Origin of the sequence: Parvimonas sp. M20 (assembly GCF_035282425.1) — a bacterium.
In the GTDB taxonomy this organism is placed as follows: domain Bacteria; phylum Bacillota; class Clostridia; order Tissierellales; family Peptoniphilaceae; genus Parvimonas.
Genome location: NZ_JAYKBQ010000010.1, coordinates 19,926 through 38,326, shown reverse-complemented (window position 1 = coordinate 38,326; position 18,401 = coordinate 19,926). Strand labels below are relative to the sequence as shown.

Here is an 18,401-nt window from a genome sequence, read left to right as displayed (position 1 = left end):
TCTTAATTTATAGCAGACTAATAGTTAAATTTTAATAATTTTATCAAACTTATCCAAATAATTTTTATCCCAATTATGAGTTATAACAATTACTATTTTATTTTCAATACTAAAAATTAAGTCGTTTATCATCTTGGAATTAATAGGGTCAACAGCAGAAGTTGGTTCATCATAAATAACAACGTTAAATTTTCTTATTAATGTACGTGCAATAGCAATTCTACTTGCCTCTCCACCAGATACATTATCATTATTAATTATTTTTTTAGAAAGAGATGTTAAATTTAAAGTTTTTATTAGATATTCCATATACTTTTCATCATATTCTTGAAACATAGAGATATTTTCTTCTAAAGTTGAAGTATATATAAATGGTTTTTGAGGCGTATATGCAATATTTTTATACACTTCATTATAAGATATATCCTTTAATTCTATCTCATCAATAAGTATATGACCATTGTAATTGATTAATTGCATCAAAATTTTACACAATGTACTTTTTCCACTACCACTTTCTCCAACAATTGCAATTTTTTCTCCTTTGTTCATTTCTACATTAAAACTCTTTAATATTCTTTTATTCATTTCTACACTTACATTTTCGAATTTTATAGTACTAAATGGAATATTTTTTAGTTTTACATCTTTTGAATTAAAATTTAATATATTATTTATATCTTTAAATATATACTTTACACCTTTAATAATTATAACTTTAGAATGTAATAAATTCAAAGATGGAAATATATAATTTAAAATTTGAGTACTCATCACAATACCACCAACTGATATTTCTCCTATAGCTACAAAAAAAGCTGCTACTAACATACAAAATATTTGTGTACTCATTCCTAAAAATTTTATAATAGCAATAATACTCTGATCATTATTGATTGTACAATATCTAGAATGTTCAAAATCCTCTTCTATTTTCATAATGTTATTAAAAAATTTATATTCTGATAAATTTATTCTAATTCCATCTAATCCTTTGATTACTTCTGAACAAAATAGGACTTGCTTTTGTGAATTATCAACATATTGTTTTTTTCTAATTCCTACTCTTTTTTTAAAAATAGGTACAACAAGTATATGAATAACAGAAATCAAAGACATAATTATAAATAATTTATAATTATAAAATAATAATACTATAGAACCTAATAATATTTTTATTAAATATCCTAAAATGAGAACTATATTTTCAAAATAATCACTTCTCAATATGTTTAGTTCATTTAAAATTAAATTTATATATTTTGAAGATGAATATTTGAGTAGATTTTCATTATTAGCATTAAATATGCTATCATATATATCTCTTTTTAAACATATAATAATATGTTCTAAATATTTATTTCTAACACGACATTCAAAAACGTCGATAATACATATAAATAACAATACGATAATACAAAAAATTCCATATTTAAACAAATCATATATGTTAAAGTTCATAGCACTATTAACAAAATTTCCCATGCAAAATGATAATAAAATACCACTAATAGCTGATGACAAATAAAATAAAAACAAAATTATCAATCTAAATCTATTTTTAAAAATATATCTTATCATTTAATTCTCCTTAATACTTTTTTCCATTTCATATGTAAATTTTTCCAGAACTAAAATATAAATAGGCTTTTTATCTTCTCTTTTAGTTTATTCAAAACAAAGATCTAATATTTTATCAGTCCTATCCCCTCCAAATCTTCCTGTTATAAATCCAACTGCCACAATAATTACCTCTTTCAATCTGATATGATTATTTTATCATATTTTTATATAACAAAAAAGAGTTACCACTTAAGTAACTCTTTGTAAACTATTCTTTTCTATAAACTGAAAATATTTTTGATTTTGTTCCGCTAGCATTTTCAATTTGCATATTATATCTAGTATATTTCTCTCCATTTTTGTCCTTAACTTTTTTGTGAGAAACAACTACCATTTTTTTATCTTTTACATCTTTATTGGCATTATCGACATATTCTTTAATAGTCTTTTCTTTTTCTAATATTACAGATTCTGTTTTTGAAATTTCTTCATCCACTTCAACTTTAAAATGATTATAAGCAAGTATTGAAACTAAAAACAAAAATAGTATTAATACCAACTTAAAAGGTTTATTTTTCATAATTTGTCTCCTTTAAATTTTTTTATCTTTACAAAATTATTTTTCTACATATTTTTCTTCATATAAAAAAATTATAGATTTCTTCACATCAAAAATAACTTCTATTTCATAACGATTATAAAATTTACCATCTTGATGAATAAATTCAGTTTTAATTACCTTCAATTTTTCTCCGGTTTTATCTTCTCTATATTTTAAATATCTATCTATTCCAAATTTTGAAAGAGCATCATCAACTTTTATATCAAATTTTTTATTCTCAACTTTTGTAACTTTAAATCTATTATCTTTAACGACTATTTCGTAACCATCTAATAATTTTGCACCTTTATATTTTTTATATAGATGGTAAATTGTTTTTCCGTCAATATCCTCTTTATCTTCTATATATGAATTGACATCAAAACTTCTATAATTTTCTCTTATTTGTTTATAAACATCAGAAATATTTGAAAACTCACCCTCAAAAGTATGAAACTCCTTTTTTCCATATTTTTCAAACAACTTATTTAAAGACTCTTCTTTTAAATACCTTCCTCCAACAGAATAATTAATTAACCTAAATCCACTAAAACTAAAATAATAATCATAGCATTCATAAGCATTTACATAATAACTATCTGTAGAAATTTCTACTCTAGGTAAGCATTTATAAGGTGCAAAATAAATTCTTTCACTTTTATTAGAAAAATCAGTTATCAGGTCAATAATTTCTTTTTTTTCTTCAATAGTATCTATCTTATATACAATTCCATCAACTTCAAATACTAATTTTTTACCATATAAAAATTCTTGTTTAAATATATATACATTATACATAAAAAATACAGCTAATATCAGCTTAAAAATTAAATATATTAATATAATCTTAATAATTTTTTTAAAAGTATTATGATATAATCTATTTTCTAAACTAAAATCTAAACTTAAATTATTCTTTTTCATAAATATCAATTCCATCTTTGAATTATTTATTATATGTTTTGCAGAATACAAAGTATAAAATTTCTACACTCTATATTGGTAATGTATAATACCATTATATAACATAAAAAAATCAAAGTCAAATTACAGACTTTGATTTTTAATCTCATTAATCCAATTCAAATTTTCCTGTATATAATTGATAGTATCTTCCTTGTTTTTCAATCAACTCATCGTGAGTTCCCATTTCTAAAATTTCTCCATTATCCAGAACAATTATTCTATCAGAGTTTGAAATTGTAGAAAGTCTATGAGCAATTATAAATACAGTTCTACCTTCCATTAAGACATACATAGCTTTTTGAACAACATTTTCTGTTTTTGTATCTATTGAAGAAGTAGCTTCATCTAAAATAAGAACAGGTTTATTTTCAAGTAATGCTCTTGAAATTCCAAGCAACTGTCTTTGACCTTGAGATAAATTTTCTCCACCACTTCTTAATACTGTATCATATTGTTCTGGAAGTTTTATTATAAATTCGTGAGCACCTGTTTTTTTACAAGCCTCGATACATTCTTCTCTTGTAGCTTCTAAATGTCCGTATCTAAGATTTTCTAAAACTGTTCCAGTAAATAGATTTGTTTCTTGTAAAACAACACCTACATTTTTTCTAAGGTCAGCTTTTTTTATTGAATTTACATTTATTCCGTCAAATAAAATTTCTCCACTATTTACATCATAAAATCTGTTTATAAGGTTGGCAATTGTAGTTTTACCACTTCCAGTTGCCCCTACAAGTGCAATCTTTTCTCCTTGTTTTGCAGTAATATTTATATTTTTTAAAACTGTTTTTTCCTTATTATATCCAAAAACAATATTTTTTATATCAATATTTCCTAGAACTTCTACTTTTTCTCCATTTTCTTTTACAAATTCATATTTGTCATTTTCTTGTTCTATTTCAACTTTACCCTCATCTACTTCAGGCTCTTGGTCAATTAGAGCAAAAACTCTTTCAACACCCGCTAAACCCATAATAATTGAATTTAATTGCATTGAAACTTGGTTGATATTTCCTGAAAATTGCTTTGTCATATTTAAAAATGGAACTACTATACTTATACTAATTGCCATTCCTGAAAAACTTAAATTATATACATTAAAATAAATTAAAAGTCCTCCTACTATGGCTACGACAACATATAGAATATTTCCTATATTATTTAAAATTGGTCCAAGTATATTAGCATAAGAGTTTGCTTTTTGAGAATCATCAAATAATTTATCATTTACTTCATTAAATTTTTTCATTGACTCATCTTCATAATTAAAAACTTTTACAACTTTTTGTCCATAAATCATTTCTTCTAAGTAACCTTCAGTTTTACCTAATGATTTTTGTTGCTCAATGAAGTATTTTCTTGAATGTTTACCAACATATTTTGTTACAAAATACATGGCTACAACACCTAGTAGAACGGTAAGTGTCATCCAGAAACTAAAATATAACATTATGCCAAAAACTGTTACAACAACAACTAATGATGCCAAGACATTCGGTAAACTTTGAGAAATCATCTGTCTTAAGGCGTCAACATCATTTGTATAATAACTCATTATATCGCCATGACCTTCAGTATCAAAATACTTTAAAGGAAGAGTTTGCATTTTTACAAACATCTTTTTTCGCATATGATAAAGAGTTCCTTGTGTTATAGTTGCCATTGCAAGATTATATACGGCTGTTAGTATCAAAGAAAGTATATCTACTCCAATTAATATCAAGATTAAAGTAATCATTTCTTTTGAAAAAACAGACCATGAAACTGAAGGATCTCTAGCTTCAAGTAAACTTACAATTTTTTGAATAAATAAACTTGGAATTGAGCTAACCCCGGCAGTAAAAACAATACCAACTAAAACTAATGGAAACAGTACAGGATAAGCTGTAAATACTTCTTTTATTACTCTGAATAAAATTGATTTTTTACTATTTTTCATCTACAACTCCTCCTTGTGTTGAATATAAATCACGATATAATCCCTCTTGTCTTACTAGAGTTTCATGATTTCCACTAGCAACTACTTTGCCCTTTTCAATTACCAAAATTATATCTGCATTTTGTACGGATAATATTCTTTGAGCGATTATAATTTTTGTAGTTTCAGGCATATAGGATTGTAAACCTCTTCTTATCAATTCATCTGTTTTTGTATCAACAGCTGAAGTGGAGTCGTCAAAAATTAAAATTTTTGGTTTCTTAAGTAATGCTCTTGCAATACAAAGTCTTTGTTTTTGACCACCTGATAGATTTGCTCCACCTTGTTCAATATACTCATCGTATCCATTAGGCATTTTATTTAAAATTTCACTTGCTTGAGCAATATTACAAACTAAATCAAGATCTTCATCAGTTGCATTTTCGTTTCCCCATTTTAAATTTTCTCGAATTGTTCCGGAGAATAAAGTATTTTTTTGAAGAACCATACCTACTTCTTCTCTTAATAATTCAATGTCAATATTTTCGATATTAATATTGTCAATTAAAATTTCTCCAGAATTTATATTGTAAAGTCTTGGAATTAATTGAACTAATGTACTCTTTCCAGAACCGGTAGCTCCTATTATTCCAACTGTACTTCCAGAAGGAATTTTAAATGAAACATCATTAATTACATTTTCTTTTGCGTCCTCTGAATATCTAAAAACGACATTTTTAAATTCAATTTCTCCACTATTTAATACTTTATGTAGTGATTTTTCGTCTGTTATAGTTGATTCTGTATTTAAAACTTCTGAGATTCTCTTTGAAGATTCCATTGCCATTGTTAACATAACAAGAACCATTGAAAACATCATTAGACTGCTCAAAATCATAAAACTGTAAGTCATAAGTGCAGACATTTGCCCAACATTAAAACTTGGATTAATTCCAGCTACTATAACATAGGAACCTAAAAACAAAATCAAAACAGTATCTACATACAAACAAAATTGCATTAAAGGTGCATACAATGATATTATTTTTTCTGCAAAAGTAAAATTATCTTTTACTTCAGTTGCAACTTTATCAAATTTCTTAATTTCAAAATCTTCACGAACTAGTGATTTTACAAGTCTTATAGCCTTTATATTTTCTTGAATAGTATTATTCATATCATCATATTTATAAAATATTTGTTTGAAAATTTTCATGGCTTTTATAATAATAAATGCAAGTCCAATTAAAAGTATTGGAACAACTATAACAAAAATAAATGCAAGTTTTCCACCCATAATAAATGACATAACAAAAGAGAAAACAAACATAAATGGACTTCTGATTGCCATTCTTATTGTCATCATATATGCATTTTGAACATTTGTAACATCAGTTGTAAGTCTTGTAAGCAATGACGAATTAGAAAAAGAATCTATATTTTCAAAAGAAAATCCTTGAACTTTTTCAAAAATATCTTTTCTTAAATTTCTAGCGAAACCTGCAGATGCAACTGCACTTTTTTTACCTGCCAAAATTCCAAAAGCTAAAGATAACATTGCCATTACTACAAGAATTAAACCCTGTTTAAACAAATCTTCAATTGGAATATTTGATCTTATTCCATTTACCAAATTTGCAAGAATAAAAGGAATTATACATTCCATAATAACCTCAAAGATAATATAAACAACAGACATAATCGAGTCTTTTTTATATTCTCTTATACTCTTACTCAATGTTTTTACCATAAACTTCCTCCGTATAATATGTACCAATGAAAAAAACTTAAATATAAAAATACTTAAGTTTTATAAATTTCTGAACTAAAAATCTTGCTTGCATATTATACCCAAATAAAGTAAAATTTTAACTTTTTTATTTCTAATTTTTTAAACCAATTTTTTATTTTCTATTCTAATTATTCTATCTGCAAGTCTATTTGCTTGTTTTTCATTATGAGTTGAAATTATTATAGTATATTTTTTTGAAAGTTCTTTTATTAGAGATTCAATTATTATGGAATTTTTTTCATCCAAAGAAGAACAAGGTTCATCAAAAATCAAAACTTCAGGGCAAGTTGTAAGCATCCTTGCAATACAAAGTCTTTGTCTTTGCCCACCTGATAATTTTGAAGGAGAAAGGCTTAAATTGTCTTTTACCTCATCATATAAATTTACACTTTCCAATAAATTTTTAACTTTCTCTTTTTTATTTTTAACTTTTCCCTCATAAAATTCCATTGCATAGGTAATATTTTTTTCTATTGAAAAGTCAAAAGGTTTAGAATCTTGAAAAAGTGTAGAAATCTTTCTTTTTAACTCAATCGGTTTGATGTTTTTAATATTTTCTCCTCTAAAAAATACATCTCCCGTATAATTTCCACCATTTTCTGTTAAAAATCCATTCAAGCAAGAAAGTAGAGTTGATTTTATTAATGGATATTTATTATTCATAAGGAATTCTTATTAAACTTTTACTCCATTTTTGATTCTAAAAATTCTAACACTTCTTTTAAATCGGAAAAATATTTATCTTCAAAATCAACAAACTCTAATTTGATTTCTTCTTCACTTTCACTTATTATAAATTTTTCATTTGAAGAAATTCCTAATTTTTCAGATAATATTTGATAAAATTCATTATCAACTCCTATATCTTTCATATTCTTTTCTATTTTTATTTTCTCAATCTCTTTTTTATCTAGAATAGTATAATCATAACTGAATAAATTACAATTTCTTAAACACTTTTCTATATCATTTCTTTCAATTTCATTCGAACAAAATATTATTTGGATTCCATTTTCTTCTAAAAATTTTATTGTATCTTTTAATTCTTCCTGTTGAATTAATTTATTACTATATTCTATAATAATAGTAGTTAAATAGTATTTATTATAGAATTCATCTTGTAAACATAATTGTTTTATATTATGTTTTTCAGATAAAACATCATAATTTTCAATTACATAATCAAGTATCTTTAAATATATTTTTTTTGTTTTATAATATGTATAATTTATATAATTTATAAAAATTATATATATTGCAATCATAAATAATAATAGCGTATATTCACTAGTAATAAAATATTTAAATTTATCTTCCAAAAATTTAATAGTATTCTCCTTATACGTTGCTATAATTAAAGTTACTACTATGGATAATATGGTAATCACATTCCCTATTAATACAGAAGCAATACTTATTAACTTTATTTTTTCAAAAAAATATACTTTTTTTGAAATTAAAAATTTTTCCCTAATTAAATTTTCATTAGTTTTAAACTTGTTTAATATTCTTTTTTCTATATTTCTTAAAGTATAATGATTCTGATATAACTTGTCTTTAGATATTATACTATTTAATTCTTGATTTAAATAAAAACCATAACCCTCATAATCGCCACTAAACCACTTATTTAACGAAAATTTAGACTCCTTATTTTTAATATAATAGAGAAATAATATTTGAATTATCCTAAATAATATAATTCCTAAAATAATATAATATATTAAATTATCATTTATACAATCCCAAAAATATTCAATAAAAAGAACAATGTATGATAAAATTTCAATTAGTTGTCCACAAAACAAAATAATATATATTTTATGATATTTAAAATCTAAATCTTTAAATCTAGAACTAAAATAACTAGATGGTAATAAGAAACTAAAAGAAATTAAGATAAAAAATATAATTAACAAATAAATTAGAATAAAGTCCTGATTTTTTACAAAAGTAATATAATACATACCTAAAAAAACTAAAAGCAAAGTAAAGCTTAAAAGATTATAAGTAAAATGAACTATTTTTCTACATTTTCTAAATATTTCCACTGTATAGTCCTCCTATTTTTATATAGTATCATTATATCATATTTCAATTTATTTATCATAAAAATAGGGCTAGAATAATATCTAACCCTATTTTATAATTTATTAATTTCTCCTTTTAAAAACTCCAAAACTTCGCCTAAGTTTTCAAATATATAATCTGCTTTTGTTTGATCTTGTCCGAAGAATTTATCTTCTATTGCTATCACTTTTATATTTGCATTTTTCCCAGCTTCTATTCCCCTTGTTGAGTCCTCTATTACAAAAGCATCTTCCTTAGAAACTTTTAAAAATTCACAGGCTTTTAGATAGACATCCGGATTTGGTTTGCTTTTCTTGACTTCATCCGAACTCACTATGAAGCCAAAGTATTCTAAAATTTCACAATCTTTTAGTGCCTTTTCAATTGTCTTTTTAGGACTTGATGAGCAAACAGCAGTTTTTATTTTATGTTCTTTTAAAAATACTAAAATTTCTTTTACATAAGGCTTTAGAATTGCTTTATAGTCAATAGGATGTTCTAAAAAATACTTTCTATTTTCTTCTTCTATCTCAGAAATTGTATATTTTTTATTGAGCATTTCATACAGCAAATTATATGTTCCTTCCATATTCGTACCGATAAGTCTAAAAGTATCTTCGAGTTTTCCTTTAAAACCCCTTTTAGAAATCCAATCATAAGTTCCCTTCATATAAAACATTTCTGAATCTATAAGGACTCCATCCATATCAAAAAGTACAGCTTTCATATTATTTACCTCTATTTTTTAAACAATCATAATTATCACATATATATCTTACTAGCTTTAAATAGTTTTCTTTATATTTTCTATTCTTTTTATTTTTTATTGAATTTTTAATAATAAGATTTAAATTATCCAAAGCCAATATTAAAATCATAATTAAAAAAACTAAAAATCCTACCTTTAGATATGTTTTCAAATCTTCTGCTTTTGTAATATTGTTTTTTCCTATAAATAGAGAAATTTTAACTGCTATTGATGTCAAAATTAATCTTATAGTTGCAAAAACTGCAGAAATAAATGATGAAATGATAATTGTAGATATTAAGCCTGTTTTTATTATAAATGCTATTGCTATAGTTACGCCTTTATTTATAGCTTTTGAAATCAACTCAAATGAATTTATATCAATATTTTTATTTTTTTCAAGTAAAAATTTCTCTCTTATCAAATCATTTTCAGTTGGAAATTTACTAAAAATAAATTCTTCTAAAAATTTTAAATTATCGTGATTCGTCTTAATATAGTCTTTTACATCTCTATTAAGAAACTCTTTAAGTTGTAAACTATAACCGAAATATTCGTTGTCAAACCATTTATTTACATCATTATTTTTTGGAAATTCATTATCCTTAATTTTAAATTTTACATCATTAATATTATATAAGATAAAGAATAACTCAAAACTTAAAAATATAATATATGAATAATTAAATAAAGTTAAAAAGTGATTGTAAAATAAAAACTCAGATTTAAAAATAGAAATATATAATAGTAAATTCATATTTAAAAAAGCTAAAATTTTTACTAATATATTTAATGGATTTATAAAACTAAGTTTAAATTTAGTATATCTAATTAACATAAAATAAATCATATTCATACTGTTAAATATAAAAATAAATCCTAATAAAATTTGTAAAAAATCAAAAACATAGGATAATTGAAAATCCAATAAGTAAAATGAAATTATAAAATAAATTGAATATACCAAAACCCATAAAATATTAAATATGGTATTAATAATTCTTAGTATTTTTTCATATTTTAAATTGATATTTTCTAATTTTTTTCTAAGTAATACCATTTTATCACCTTGTTTCCTTTAAATTACAATTTACAAAAAAGCTATCCATTATGTCAAAACCTCTTTTTGTAAAATATATTCTATCATCTTTAATTTCGACTACATTATTTTCTAATCCTATTTTTACAGCTTTTTTATTCTCTTCTAAAAAGTCAGACTCAAAAAGTCTATTATAATCTGAAATTAAAAACCCCTCTTTTAAACGCATATTCATTATGATATATTCAAATTTTTTTGTAGGCATATCCAATTTTTCTCTAAAATCTACAGGAATATTTCCATTATATAATTCTTTTATGTATTTTGAAAGATTAACTGTATTAGAAAATCTTTCATCGTTTAAACAGGAATGAGCAGAAATCCCAAGTCCTAAATACTCTTTACAATTCCAATACTTTTTATTATGAACAGATTCTTTCCCGACTTTAGCAAAATTTGAAACTTCATATTGATTCATTCCCATTTCTTCTAATTTTTCTACGATTAGATGATACATTTTTCTTTCAGTTTCTTCATCTAAAAAATCCAATTTTCCTGCATTTTGTAATGCCTTAAATTTCGTCTTTTCTTCAATAATCAAACCGTAATAAGAGATATGATCAGGATTTATATTTTTTACCATTTCCAAGTCATACAAAATATCCTCTATTGTTTGACTTTGATAGCCAAAAATTAAATCTAAATTTATATCAAAGCCAATTTTTTTTACCAATTCAATGCTCTCCAAGGCTTCTTTTGAATTGTGATTTCTTCCAAGTTCTTTTAAAATTTTATCATTAAAACTTTGAACTCCTATTGATACTCTGTTTATTTTTGCTTTTTTATAGTATTCTAATTTTTTTTTATCAAAAGTTTTCGGATTTGTTTCAATGGATATTTCAATATTATCCAGAACTGTAAAATTCTCTCTTACTTTTTCTAAAATTTTAAAAATATATTCTCCGTCAATAAAGCTTGGAGTTCCACCTCCAATAAAAATAGAATCAATTAAAAAGTCTTTATTTCCTTTTAACTCTATTTCCTTATTCAGAGCCTCAACATATTCTTCAATTTTAGAATTTGCACCTTGAAATGCAGTAAAGTCGCAATAATTACATATTTTATCACAAAAAGGAATGTGAATATATAATCCTAATTTTTTCATTTTTTCTCCTATTAAGCAAAAAGCCTATCATACAATAGGCTTTTAATCTATTTTTCATCATATTTTAATACAGCTAAGAAGGCTTGTTGTGGTACTTCTACGCTACCAATTTGTTGCATTTTCTTCTTACCTTCTTTTTGTTTTTCAAGCAATTTTCTCTTTCTTGAAATATCTCCACCATAACATTTTGCAAGTACGTCTTTTCTCAAAGCTCTTACAGTTTCTCTGGCGATTACTTTAGAACCTATTGAAGCTTGAATAGGTACTGCAAATTGATGTCTAGGAATTTCATCTTTAAGTCTTTCAACTATATTTCTCGCTCTCTCGTAAGATTTTTCACGATGAACTATTATTGAAAAGGCATCAACTAAATCTCCATTAATTAAAATATCCAATTTAGCTAAATCTGAACGTTGATATCCTTTTAATTCGTAATCAAGTGAGGCATATCCCTTAGTTTTTGATTTTAATGCATCAAAAAAGTCATAAATAACTTCATTCAATGGCAAAATATATCTTAGACTTACTCTATGTTGATCGAGATATTCCATATTTTCAAAAACACCTCTTTTATTTTGACATAAGTCCATAATGGTTCCAACATAGTCTTTTGGAGTCATAATATTTGCCTCAACAATCGGCTCTTCCATATATTCTATTTCAGTTTCTTTAGGTAAATTACTTGGGTTTTGAATTTCAAGGATTTCTCCTGTTTTTTTAGCAACTTTATAGATTACTGATGGAGCTGTTGTGATTATGTTCAAATCAAATTCTCTATCAAGTCTTTCTTGAATAATCTCCATATGCAAAAGTCCCAAAAATCCACATCTAAATCCGAAACCTAGTGCAACAGAGCTTTCAGGTTCAAAAGATAGAGATGCATCATTTACTTGAAGTTTTTCTAAAGCTTCTCTTACACTATTAAAATCTTCTCCTTCTGCCGGATAAATTCCACAATAAACCATAGGAATAACCTTTTTATATCCTGGTAATGCAGAGTCAGTCATATTTTCAAAATCTGTAATAGTATCCCCAACTCTTGCATCTTTTACATTCTTTATACTTGCAACTACATATCCTACATCACCTGCTTTTAGCTCTCCCGTTTGAACATTTCCTGATGCAGTATAACCAACTTCGGTTACTTCAAATTTTCCTTTAGTTGCCATCATATAAATTGTCATTCCCTCTCTTAAAGTTCCTTCAACTACACGAACATAGGAAACAACGCCTTTATATGAATCATAATATGAATCAAAAATAAGTGCTTTAAGTGGTGCATTTTCATCTCCAGTAGGAGCAGGAACATTATTTACAATATCTTCTAGTACATCTTCAATATTGAGTCCCTCTTTTGCAGAAACCAGAGGAATTCCATCCGTATCAAATCCTGTTATCTCTTCAATTTCTTCTTTTACTTCATCTATTCTCGCAGATGGTAAATCTATTTTATTTATAACCGGTAAAATTTCCAAATCTTGTTCTAGTGCTAAATATACATTTCCCAGAGTCTGAGCTTCAACACCTTGAGTTGCATCTACAACTAAAATAGCTCCTTCACAAGCAGCAAGACTTCTTGATACTTCATAAGTAAAATCTACATGCCCTGGCGTGTCAATAAGATTTAAAACATAAGTTTCTCCGTCTTTTGCTTTGTAGAAAAGTTTTACAGCTTTTAACTTTATAGTAATTCCTCTTTCTCTTTCAAGATCCATACTATCTAAAACCTGTTCTTCCATTTCTCTTTTAGTCATCATTCCTGTTTTTTCTATTAATCTGTCAGCAAGTGTAGATTTACCATGATCTATATGCGCAATTATAGAAAAATTTCTAATATTCTTCTGTTCTATTTTCATAAATTATTTTAGCCCTCCCAAATTATTAAAAGGATAATATCTAAATATAACCTTCCCAACAATATCAGATCTCGAAACGACTCCTAAATCTCTACTATCTCTACTATTTGATCTATTATCCCCCAAAACGAAAACATAACCCTTAGGTATTTCCCATTTTGTATTGTCATTATGTGGAGAAGTAACTTTTGTACTTACATAGTTCTCTTCCAGCATTTTTCCATTTAAGTAAATTCTATCATTAATTATTTCAACAGTATCACCTTCAACTGCAATAACTCTCTTTAAATAGTATTTTTTTGCATCAGGAACATAAAAGTCAATAATATCCCCACGAGTTATATTCTTCTTCATAAAAAACAATTTATTAACCATAAGTCTATCCCCATGATTTACAGTTGGATTCATACTTCTTCCATCAACAACTGTACTTGTAACAACAAATGTTTTTATTCCAAAACTTATCAAAAGTGCAATAATTACAACTTTTGCATAATCCCAAAAAATTTTTAAAAAATTTTTTTCATTTTTTTCTTCATTATATCTATCATCAATCATAATTTCCTCCAAATTCAGATACAATTATTTTAACATATTTATTAATGTCTATCCACTAAAAACTTGCAATACAAAACATAACCAAATCCACCTAAAAATATTACAAGAAACGGACTTAATTTAAAATAACTGACTAAAATTAAAACTATTAGGCTAATTAAATAATGGACAGCCTTTGACCTTGTCTTTTTCCCAAGTATTATAACTGCTGATGCTAAAACTGCGACTAAAGCAGGTTTCACCGCTACAAAAAATTTACTTACATAGTGGTTTGTACTCATGTCTTTAAAAAATATTGCTATTATAAGAATTGATATAAAAGCAGGAAAAATTGAGCAAAATAAGCAAACTAAAGCTCCTGCTAATCCCTTTATCTTATACCCTACGATAATACTGATATTACAGCCCAAAACTCCTGGAACACTTTGTGCAATACCAAGTGCATCTAAGAACTCTTCTTGAGTCATATATTTCCGTTTTTCTACAATTTCTTTATTTATAACCGGAATCATAGCTGCTCCACCACCAACAGTCAGAGTGCTTATCCACAAAAATGTCTTAAATAATTGAAATAACATAATTGCCTCCTAAACAATCCACATTCCGATTAAGCCTGTTAAAAAAATTGCAATTATCGGATGTAATTTTCTATAAGTAGTTAGGTAAAATATTATTCCAAAAGTAATAATTGAATATATTGTATAAAAATCAGAATCAACAACAGCTACACAACTAGATGCAATTAATCCAAGTACAATTGGTCTAATTCCAACAAAAAAATTTTTTATATGTATATTATCTTTAAATTTTTTCATAAAAAAAACAATTAAAGTTATTAAAACAAAGCTTGGTAAAACAACTGCCATCGTTGTAAGTATAGAGCCTAAAACCCCATTACCAACTGTATATCCAACAAATGTTGCAAGATTTATAGCGATTGGCCCCGGCGTAACTTGAGAAATTGTAACAAAATTTATAAAGTCAGACATTCCAATCCAGGCATATTTATCTACAACCATAGATATAATCAGAGGAATCATTGCATATCCTCCGCCAAAATTATATGTTCCTATAAATAAAAACACTAAAAATAAGCTAATTAAACTCATTTCATCTCCTCTTAGCTATTATTATTCTATCAAAACCTGCAAAATCCTTTTTTTGAAGCAAAATCTCAAAACCTTTTTCAATCAATAAATTAGAAATAATTTCCATTTGATTATATCCAATTTCAAAAGCCAAAACTCCTTTCTCGGATAAGAAATACAAAGAGTTATTAATTATTTCCCTATAAAAAAACAATCCGTCTTTTCCACCATATAAGGCATTTTGAGGCTCAAAAGATAATTCTTTTTCTAGAGTTTTCATTTCGACTTCATCAATATAGGGAGGATTTGAGACTATAATATCAAAATTTTGCTCACTTACATTTGAAAAAATATCACTTTCAAAAAAAACCACATTTTGTAAATTTAATTTTTCCTTATTTCTTTTTGATAAAATTATAGCTTCTTTACTTATATCAATACCATAAATATAAGATTTTTCTAAATTTTTTGCCAGTGCAAGGCTTATAGCTCCACTTCCACAGCCTATATCTAAAATTTTATCCTTTTTACAGTCCAATTTTAAAATTTCATCAACCAAAATTTCAGTTTCAAATCTTGGAATTAAAGCTGATTCATCAACAAATAACTCCAAATCATAAAACTCCCATCTTCCAAAAATGTATTGTAATGGATAATTTTGTTTTCTTTTTTCAATTATTTCTAAAAATTCATTATATATAGAATCAACACAAAATCTTAAATCCATCTTTAATTCAAAAGTTTTTTTATCCGTTAAAAATTCTAAAATTAACCAATTTTCGTTATAATCTCCATGTTTTTCAATTAATTCCTTTATATTCATAAAAAACTCCCATTCTAAGAAATTCTAGAATATAACTCATAAATAAAATTATAAAACTCATCTGAAACAGTTATTGTAAACGAATAATCATTATATTTTAAAGTAGCCGTCCTGTCTTCAGCAGATAAGGTAATACTCAAAGTATTATTATTACTTTCAAATGATATTGTTATATCTTCTGTTCCCATATTGAGTTTAGAATTAGAAATAAATTTATTAAAATCTAACTTTGAAATTACATCATCCATTAGTTTTTTTTCTTCAATTATATATTTTTTATCATTTTCAACTTTAGTAATAACAATTTTATTTAATTCCTGAGAAGAAAGATATTTTTTTTCAATTTTTAAAACATCATTATGATTTATATCTGTTACAATGTAGTATTTTTCTCTTTCTTTTCTAATTTTCCCTCTTTCCACACTTGATCTATAAAAAATTAATCCTAAACCTACAAATTCAATAATAAAAACTAAAATAATTACATTTTTAATATTTTTTTTCATAAAATACTCCCCCGACATTTAAGTCAAAAATAAATTAAAATCTTAATCAAAATCCACTATTATTTTATCATAATTTGAAAAAAAAATAAATTAAAATTGACAATAACTAGCTATCTCTTGTTACTTTTAGTAAATATATTTTATAAAATTATATTATTTCAAAAAAAAGAGATGAACTGATAATTCATCTCTTAAAATTCTCTTTGTAAATATTCCATAAATGATTTTATATCTTTAAAATCCTTGTATACTGCGGCAAAACGAACATAAGAAACCTCATCAAGCGATTTTAAATATTTCAAAACCAATTCCCCAATCTGAGTTGACTTAATTTCATTTTTGTAGTTTTGTCTAATATCTTTTTCAATGCTATCTATAACAGATTCAATCTCTTTATCTTGAATATTTCTTTTTTCACAGCATTTTTTTATGCCGGCAAAAACTTTATTTCTAGAAAAGATTTGTCTAGACCCATCTTTTTTTAATACAAAAATTACAAACTCTGGCATTTTCTCATAAGTTGTAAACTTATAATTACAAGCCTCACAAACTCTTCTTCTCTTAACATAAGTTTTATCGTTCGAATTTCTTGAGTCTAAAACTCTTGTAGTTTCTGCTCCGCAATTAGGACATTTCATTATCTTAAGAAACTTGGAATATCTAATCCATCATCTTTTTTATCTGCCGAAGTCTTTTTTTCCATACCTGATGGTTTTCTAATTCCACCAGAAACTAGTGGATCAAATCCTGTTGCAATAACAGTAATTTTGATATCATCTCCAAGTGTTTCATCAATTCCTGTACCAAAGATAACATTAGCTTCTCCATCTATAGATTCTCTAATTAATTCTGCAGCTTCATGAGCTTCAAAAAGTCCAACATTAGCAGCAGTAACATTAAGAAGAACTGCTTTAGCTCCATCAATTGTAGTTTCAAGTAATGGACTGTTAACTGCCATTTTTGCGGCTTCAATAGCTCTATTTTCTCCACTTGCTCTACCGATACCCATATGAGCAACGCCTTGATCTTCCATTACAGACTTAACATCAGCAAAGTCTAAATTAATTATACTTGGAACAGCTATTAAATCTGAAATACCTTGAATACCATTCATTAAAACTTCATCAGCCATAGCGAATGCTTCTAACATTGTTGTTCTCTTTTCAGAAATTTGAATTAATTTATCATTAGGAATAGTGATTAATGTATCAACTTTTTCTTTAAGAGCTTCAATACCTTGTTCAGCTTGAATAGCTCTTTTTTTCCCTTCAAAAGTAAATGGTTTTGTAACTACACCAACTGTTAAGATTCCCATTTCTTTAGCAATGCCCGCAACTACTGGAGCAGCACCTGTTCCTGTTCCACCACCCATTCCAGCAGTTATAAATACCATATCAGTTCCTTCAAGAGATTGTTTTATCTCGTCCTTACTTTCTTCTGCTGCTTTTTCTCCAATAGCTGGATTTGCACCAGCTCCAAGTCCTCTTGTTAATTTTTCTCCAATTTGAATTTTTGTTTCTATATCAATAGAATTCAAAATTTGTTTATCAGTATTTACTGCAACAAAGTCTACTCCTCTTAAACCAGATTCCTTCATTCTTGAGACAGCGTTGTTTCCACCACCACCTACACCAAATACTTTAATTTTAGCTAAACCATTTGTACATATTTCCATTTCAAATGCCATTTTTAATTTCCTCCTATATTC

At 25.7% G+C, this 18,401-nt stretch carries 18 protein-coding genes; all 18 read right to left on the bottom strand.

All coding sequences use genetic code 11. The features are described from left to right. Window positions 1-24: 24 nt before the first annotated feature. Window positions 25-1,581, bottom strand: a complete 1,557-nt coding sequence (locus VJI93_RS05585; RefSeq protein WP_323999795.1) for an ABC transporter ATP-binding protein — start codon at window positions 1,579-1,581, stop codon at window positions 25-27. A gap of 250 nt (window positions 1,582-1,831) precedes the next feature. Then, window positions 1,832-2,143 (bottom strand): hypothetical protein, encoded by a 312-nt coding sequence (locus VJI93_RS05580; protein ID WP_323999796.1) that lies wholly within the window; start codon window positions 2,141-2,143, stop codon window positions 1,832-1,834. A gap of 36 nt (window positions 2,144-2,179) precedes the next feature. Then, the gene (locus tag VJI93_RS05575) at window positions 2,180-3,088 is read right to left on the bottom strand and encodes a hypothetical protein (RefSeq protein WP_323999798.1); all 909 of its coding nucleotides are present in this window, start codon (window positions 3,086-3,088) and stop codon (window positions 2,180-2,182) included. A 148-nt stretch (window positions 3,089-3,236) separates the two neighbouring features. Beyond that, window positions 3,237-5,069, bottom strand: a complete 1,833-nt coding sequence (locus VJI93_RS05570) for an ABC transporter ATP-binding protein (RefSeq protein WP_323999799.1) — start codon at window positions 5,067-5,069, stop codon at window positions 3,237-3,239. Beyond that, window positions 5,059-6,798, bottom strand: a complete 1,740-nt coding sequence (locus VJI93_RS05565; RefSeq protein ID WP_323999800.1) for an ABC transporter ATP-binding protein — start codon at window positions 6,796-6,798, stop codon at window positions 5,059-5,061. The genes VJI93_RS05570 and VJI93_RS05565 overlap by 11 nt, the downstream gene beginning before the upstream one ends. A 141-nt stretch (window positions 6,799-6,939) precedes the next feature. Further along, window positions 6,940-7,503: an ATP-binding cassette domain-containing protein gene (locus VJI93_RS05560; protein ID WP_323999801.1), complete on the bottom strand. Its 564-nt coding sequence runs from the start codon at window positions 7,501-7,503 to the stop codon at window positions 6,940-6,942. A gap of 20 nt (window positions 7,504-7,523) precedes the next feature. Beyond that, window positions 7,524-8,891 carry a hypothetical protein gene (locus VJI93_RS05555; protein ID WP_323999802.1) on the bottom strand — a complete coding sequence of 456 codons (1,368 nt, stop codon included), beginning with the start codon at window positions 8,889-8,891 and terminating at the stop codon, window positions 7,524-7,526. Between the two features lie 92 nt (window positions 8,892-8,983). Further along, on the bottom strand, window positions 8,984-9,637 hold the full coding sequence (locus tag VJI93_RS05550) for an HAD family hydrolase (protein WP_323999803.1): 654 nt from the start codon (window positions 9,635-9,637) through the stop codon (window positions 8,984-8,986). Between the two features lies 1 nt (window position 9,638). Then, the gene (locus VJI93_RS05545; protein WP_004832074.1) at window positions 9,639-10,718 is read right to left on the bottom strand and encodes a hypothetical protein; all 1,080 of its coding nucleotides are present in this window, start codon (window positions 10,716-10,718) and stop codon (window positions 9,639-9,641) included. A 4-nt stretch (window positions 10,719-10,722) separates the two neighbouring features. Continuing rightward, window positions 10,723-11,862 carry a radical SAM family heme chaperone HemW gene (hemW, locus tag VJI93_RS05540; protein ID WP_323999805.1) on the bottom strand — a complete coding sequence of 380 codons (1,140 nt, stop codon included), beginning with the start codon at window positions 11,860-11,862 and terminating at the stop codon, window positions 10,723-10,725. 47 nt (window positions 11,863-11,909) lie between these two features. Continuing rightward, window positions 11,910-13,718 carry a translation elongation factor 4 gene (lepA, locus tag VJI93_RS05535; RefSeq protein WP_323999806.1) on the bottom strand — a complete coding sequence of 603 codons (1,809 nt, stop codon included), beginning with the start codon at window positions 13,716-13,718 and terminating at the stop codon, window positions 11,910-11,912. Between the two features lie 3 nt (window positions 13,719-13,721). Then, a complete protein-coding gene (gene lepB / locus VJI93_RS05530; protein ID WP_323999807.1) occupies window positions 13,722-14,276 on the bottom strand; it encodes a signal peptidase I in 555 nt (184 codons plus the stop codon). A gap of 41 nt (window positions 14,277-14,317) precedes the next feature. Then, window positions 14,318-14,854 (bottom strand): chromate transporter, encoded by a 537-nt coding sequence (locus VJI93_RS05525; RefSeq protein WP_323999808.1) that lies wholly within the window; start codon window positions 14,852-14,854, stop codon window positions 14,318-14,320. A 9-nt stretch (window positions 14,855-14,863) separates the two neighbouring features. Next, window positions 14,864-15,385, bottom strand: coding sequence for a chromate transporter (locus VJI93_RS05520; protein WP_323999810.1), 522 nt, complete (start codon window positions 15,383-15,385; stop codon window positions 14,864-14,866). Window position 15,386: 1 nt separating this feature from the next. After that, window positions 15,387-16,187 carry a peptide chain release factor N(5)-glutamine methyltransferase gene (gene prmC, locus VJI93_RS05515; RefSeq protein WP_323999812.1) on the bottom strand — a complete coding sequence of 267 codons (801 nt, stop codon included), beginning with the start codon at window positions 16,185-16,187 and terminating at the stop codon, window positions 15,387-15,389. Between the two features lie 14 nt (window positions 16,188-16,201). Continuing rightward, the gene (locus tag VJI93_RS05510; protein WP_323999813.1) at window positions 16,202-16,693 is read right to left on the bottom strand and encodes a hypothetical protein; all 492 of its coding nucleotides are present in this window, start codon (window positions 16,691-16,693) and stop codon (window positions 16,202-16,204) included. A 191-nt stretch (window positions 16,694-16,884) separates the two neighbouring features. Further along, a complete protein-coding gene (nrdR, locus tag VJI93_RS05505; RefSeq protein ID WP_323999814.1) occupies window positions 16,885-17,331 on the bottom strand; it encodes a transcriptional regulator NrdR in 447 nt (148 codons plus the stop codon). After that, window positions 17,331-18,380: a cell division protein FtsZ gene (gene ftsZ, locus VJI93_RS05500; RefSeq protein WP_323999815.1), complete on the bottom strand. Its 1,050-nt coding sequence runs from the start codon at window positions 18,378-18,380 to the stop codon at window positions 17,331-17,333. The genes nrdR and ftsZ overlap by 1 nt, the downstream gene beginning before the upstream one ends. Window positions 18,381-18,401 lie beyond the last annotated feature (21 nt).

Excerpts from the sequence above, each read along its gene's own strand:
- VJI93_RS05580 (WP_323999796.1), bottom strand. The coding sequence starts at position 2,143 with ATGAAAAATAAACCTTTTAAGTTGGTATTAATACTATTTTTGTTTTTA.
- VJI93_RS05575 (WP_323999798.1), bottom strand. The coding sequence starts at position 3,088 with ATGAAAAAGAATAATTTAAGTTTAGATTTTAGTTTAGAAAATAGATTA.
- VJI93_RS05510 (WP_323999813.1), bottom strand. The coding sequence starts at position 16,693 with ATGAAAAAAAATATTAAAAATGTAATTATTTTAGTTTTTATTATTGAA.
- VJI93_RS05565 (WP_323999800.1), bottom strand. The coding sequence starts at position 6,798 with ATGGTAAAAACATTGAGTAAGAGTATAAGAGAATATAAAAAAGACTCG.
- VJI93_RS05560 (WP_323999801.1), bottom strand. The coding sequence starts at position 7,503 with ATGAATAATAAATATCCATTAATAAAATCAACTCTACTTTCTTGCTTG.
- VJI93_RS05525 (WP_323999808.1), bottom strand. The coding sequence starts at position 14,854 with ATGTTATTTCAATTATTTAAGACATTTTTGTGGATAAGCACTCTGACT.
- VJI93_RS05550 (WP_323999803.1), bottom strand. The coding sequence starts at position 9,637 with ATGAAAGCTGTACTTTTTGATATGGATGGAGTCCTTATAGATTCAGAA.
- VJI93_RS05570 (WP_323999799.1), bottom strand. The coding sequence starts at position 5,069 with ATGAAAAATAGTAAAAAATCAATTTTATTCAGAGTAATAAAAGAAGTA.
- VJI93_RS05585 (WP_323999795.1), bottom strand. The coding sequence starts at position 1,581 with ATGATAAGATATATTTTTAAAAATAGATTTAGATTGATAATTTTGTTT.
- lepB (WP_323999807.1), bottom strand. The coding sequence starts at position 14,276 with ATGATTGATGATAGATATAATGAAGAAAAAAATGAAAAAAATTTTTTA.
- lepA (WP_323999806.1), bottom strand. The coding sequence starts at position 13,718 with ATGAAAATAGAACAGAAGAATATTAGAAATTTTTCTATAATTGCGCAT.
- VJI93_RS05545 (WP_004832074.1), bottom strand. The coding sequence starts at position 10,718 with ATGGTATTACTTAGAAAAAAATTAGAAAATATCAATTTAAAATATGAA.
- prmC (WP_323999812.1), bottom strand. The coding sequence starts at position 16,187 with ATGAATATAAAGGAATTAATTGAAAAACATGGAGATTATAACGAAAAT.
- hemW (WP_323999805.1), bottom strand. The coding sequence starts at position 11,862 with ATGAAAAAATTAGGATTATATATTCACATTCCTTTTTGTGATAAAATA.
- VJI93_RS05520 (WP_323999810.1), bottom strand. The coding sequence starts at position 15,385 with ATGAGTTTAATTAGCTTATTTTTAGTGTTTTTATTTATAGGAACATAT.
- ftsZ (WP_323999815.1), bottom strand. The coding sequence starts at position 18,380 with ATGGCATTTGAAATGGAAATATGTACAAATGGTTTAGCTAAAATTAAA.
- nrdR (WP_323999814.1), bottom strand. The coding sequence starts at position 17,331 with ATGAAATGTCCTAATTGCGGAGCAGAAACTACAAGAGTTTTAGACTCA.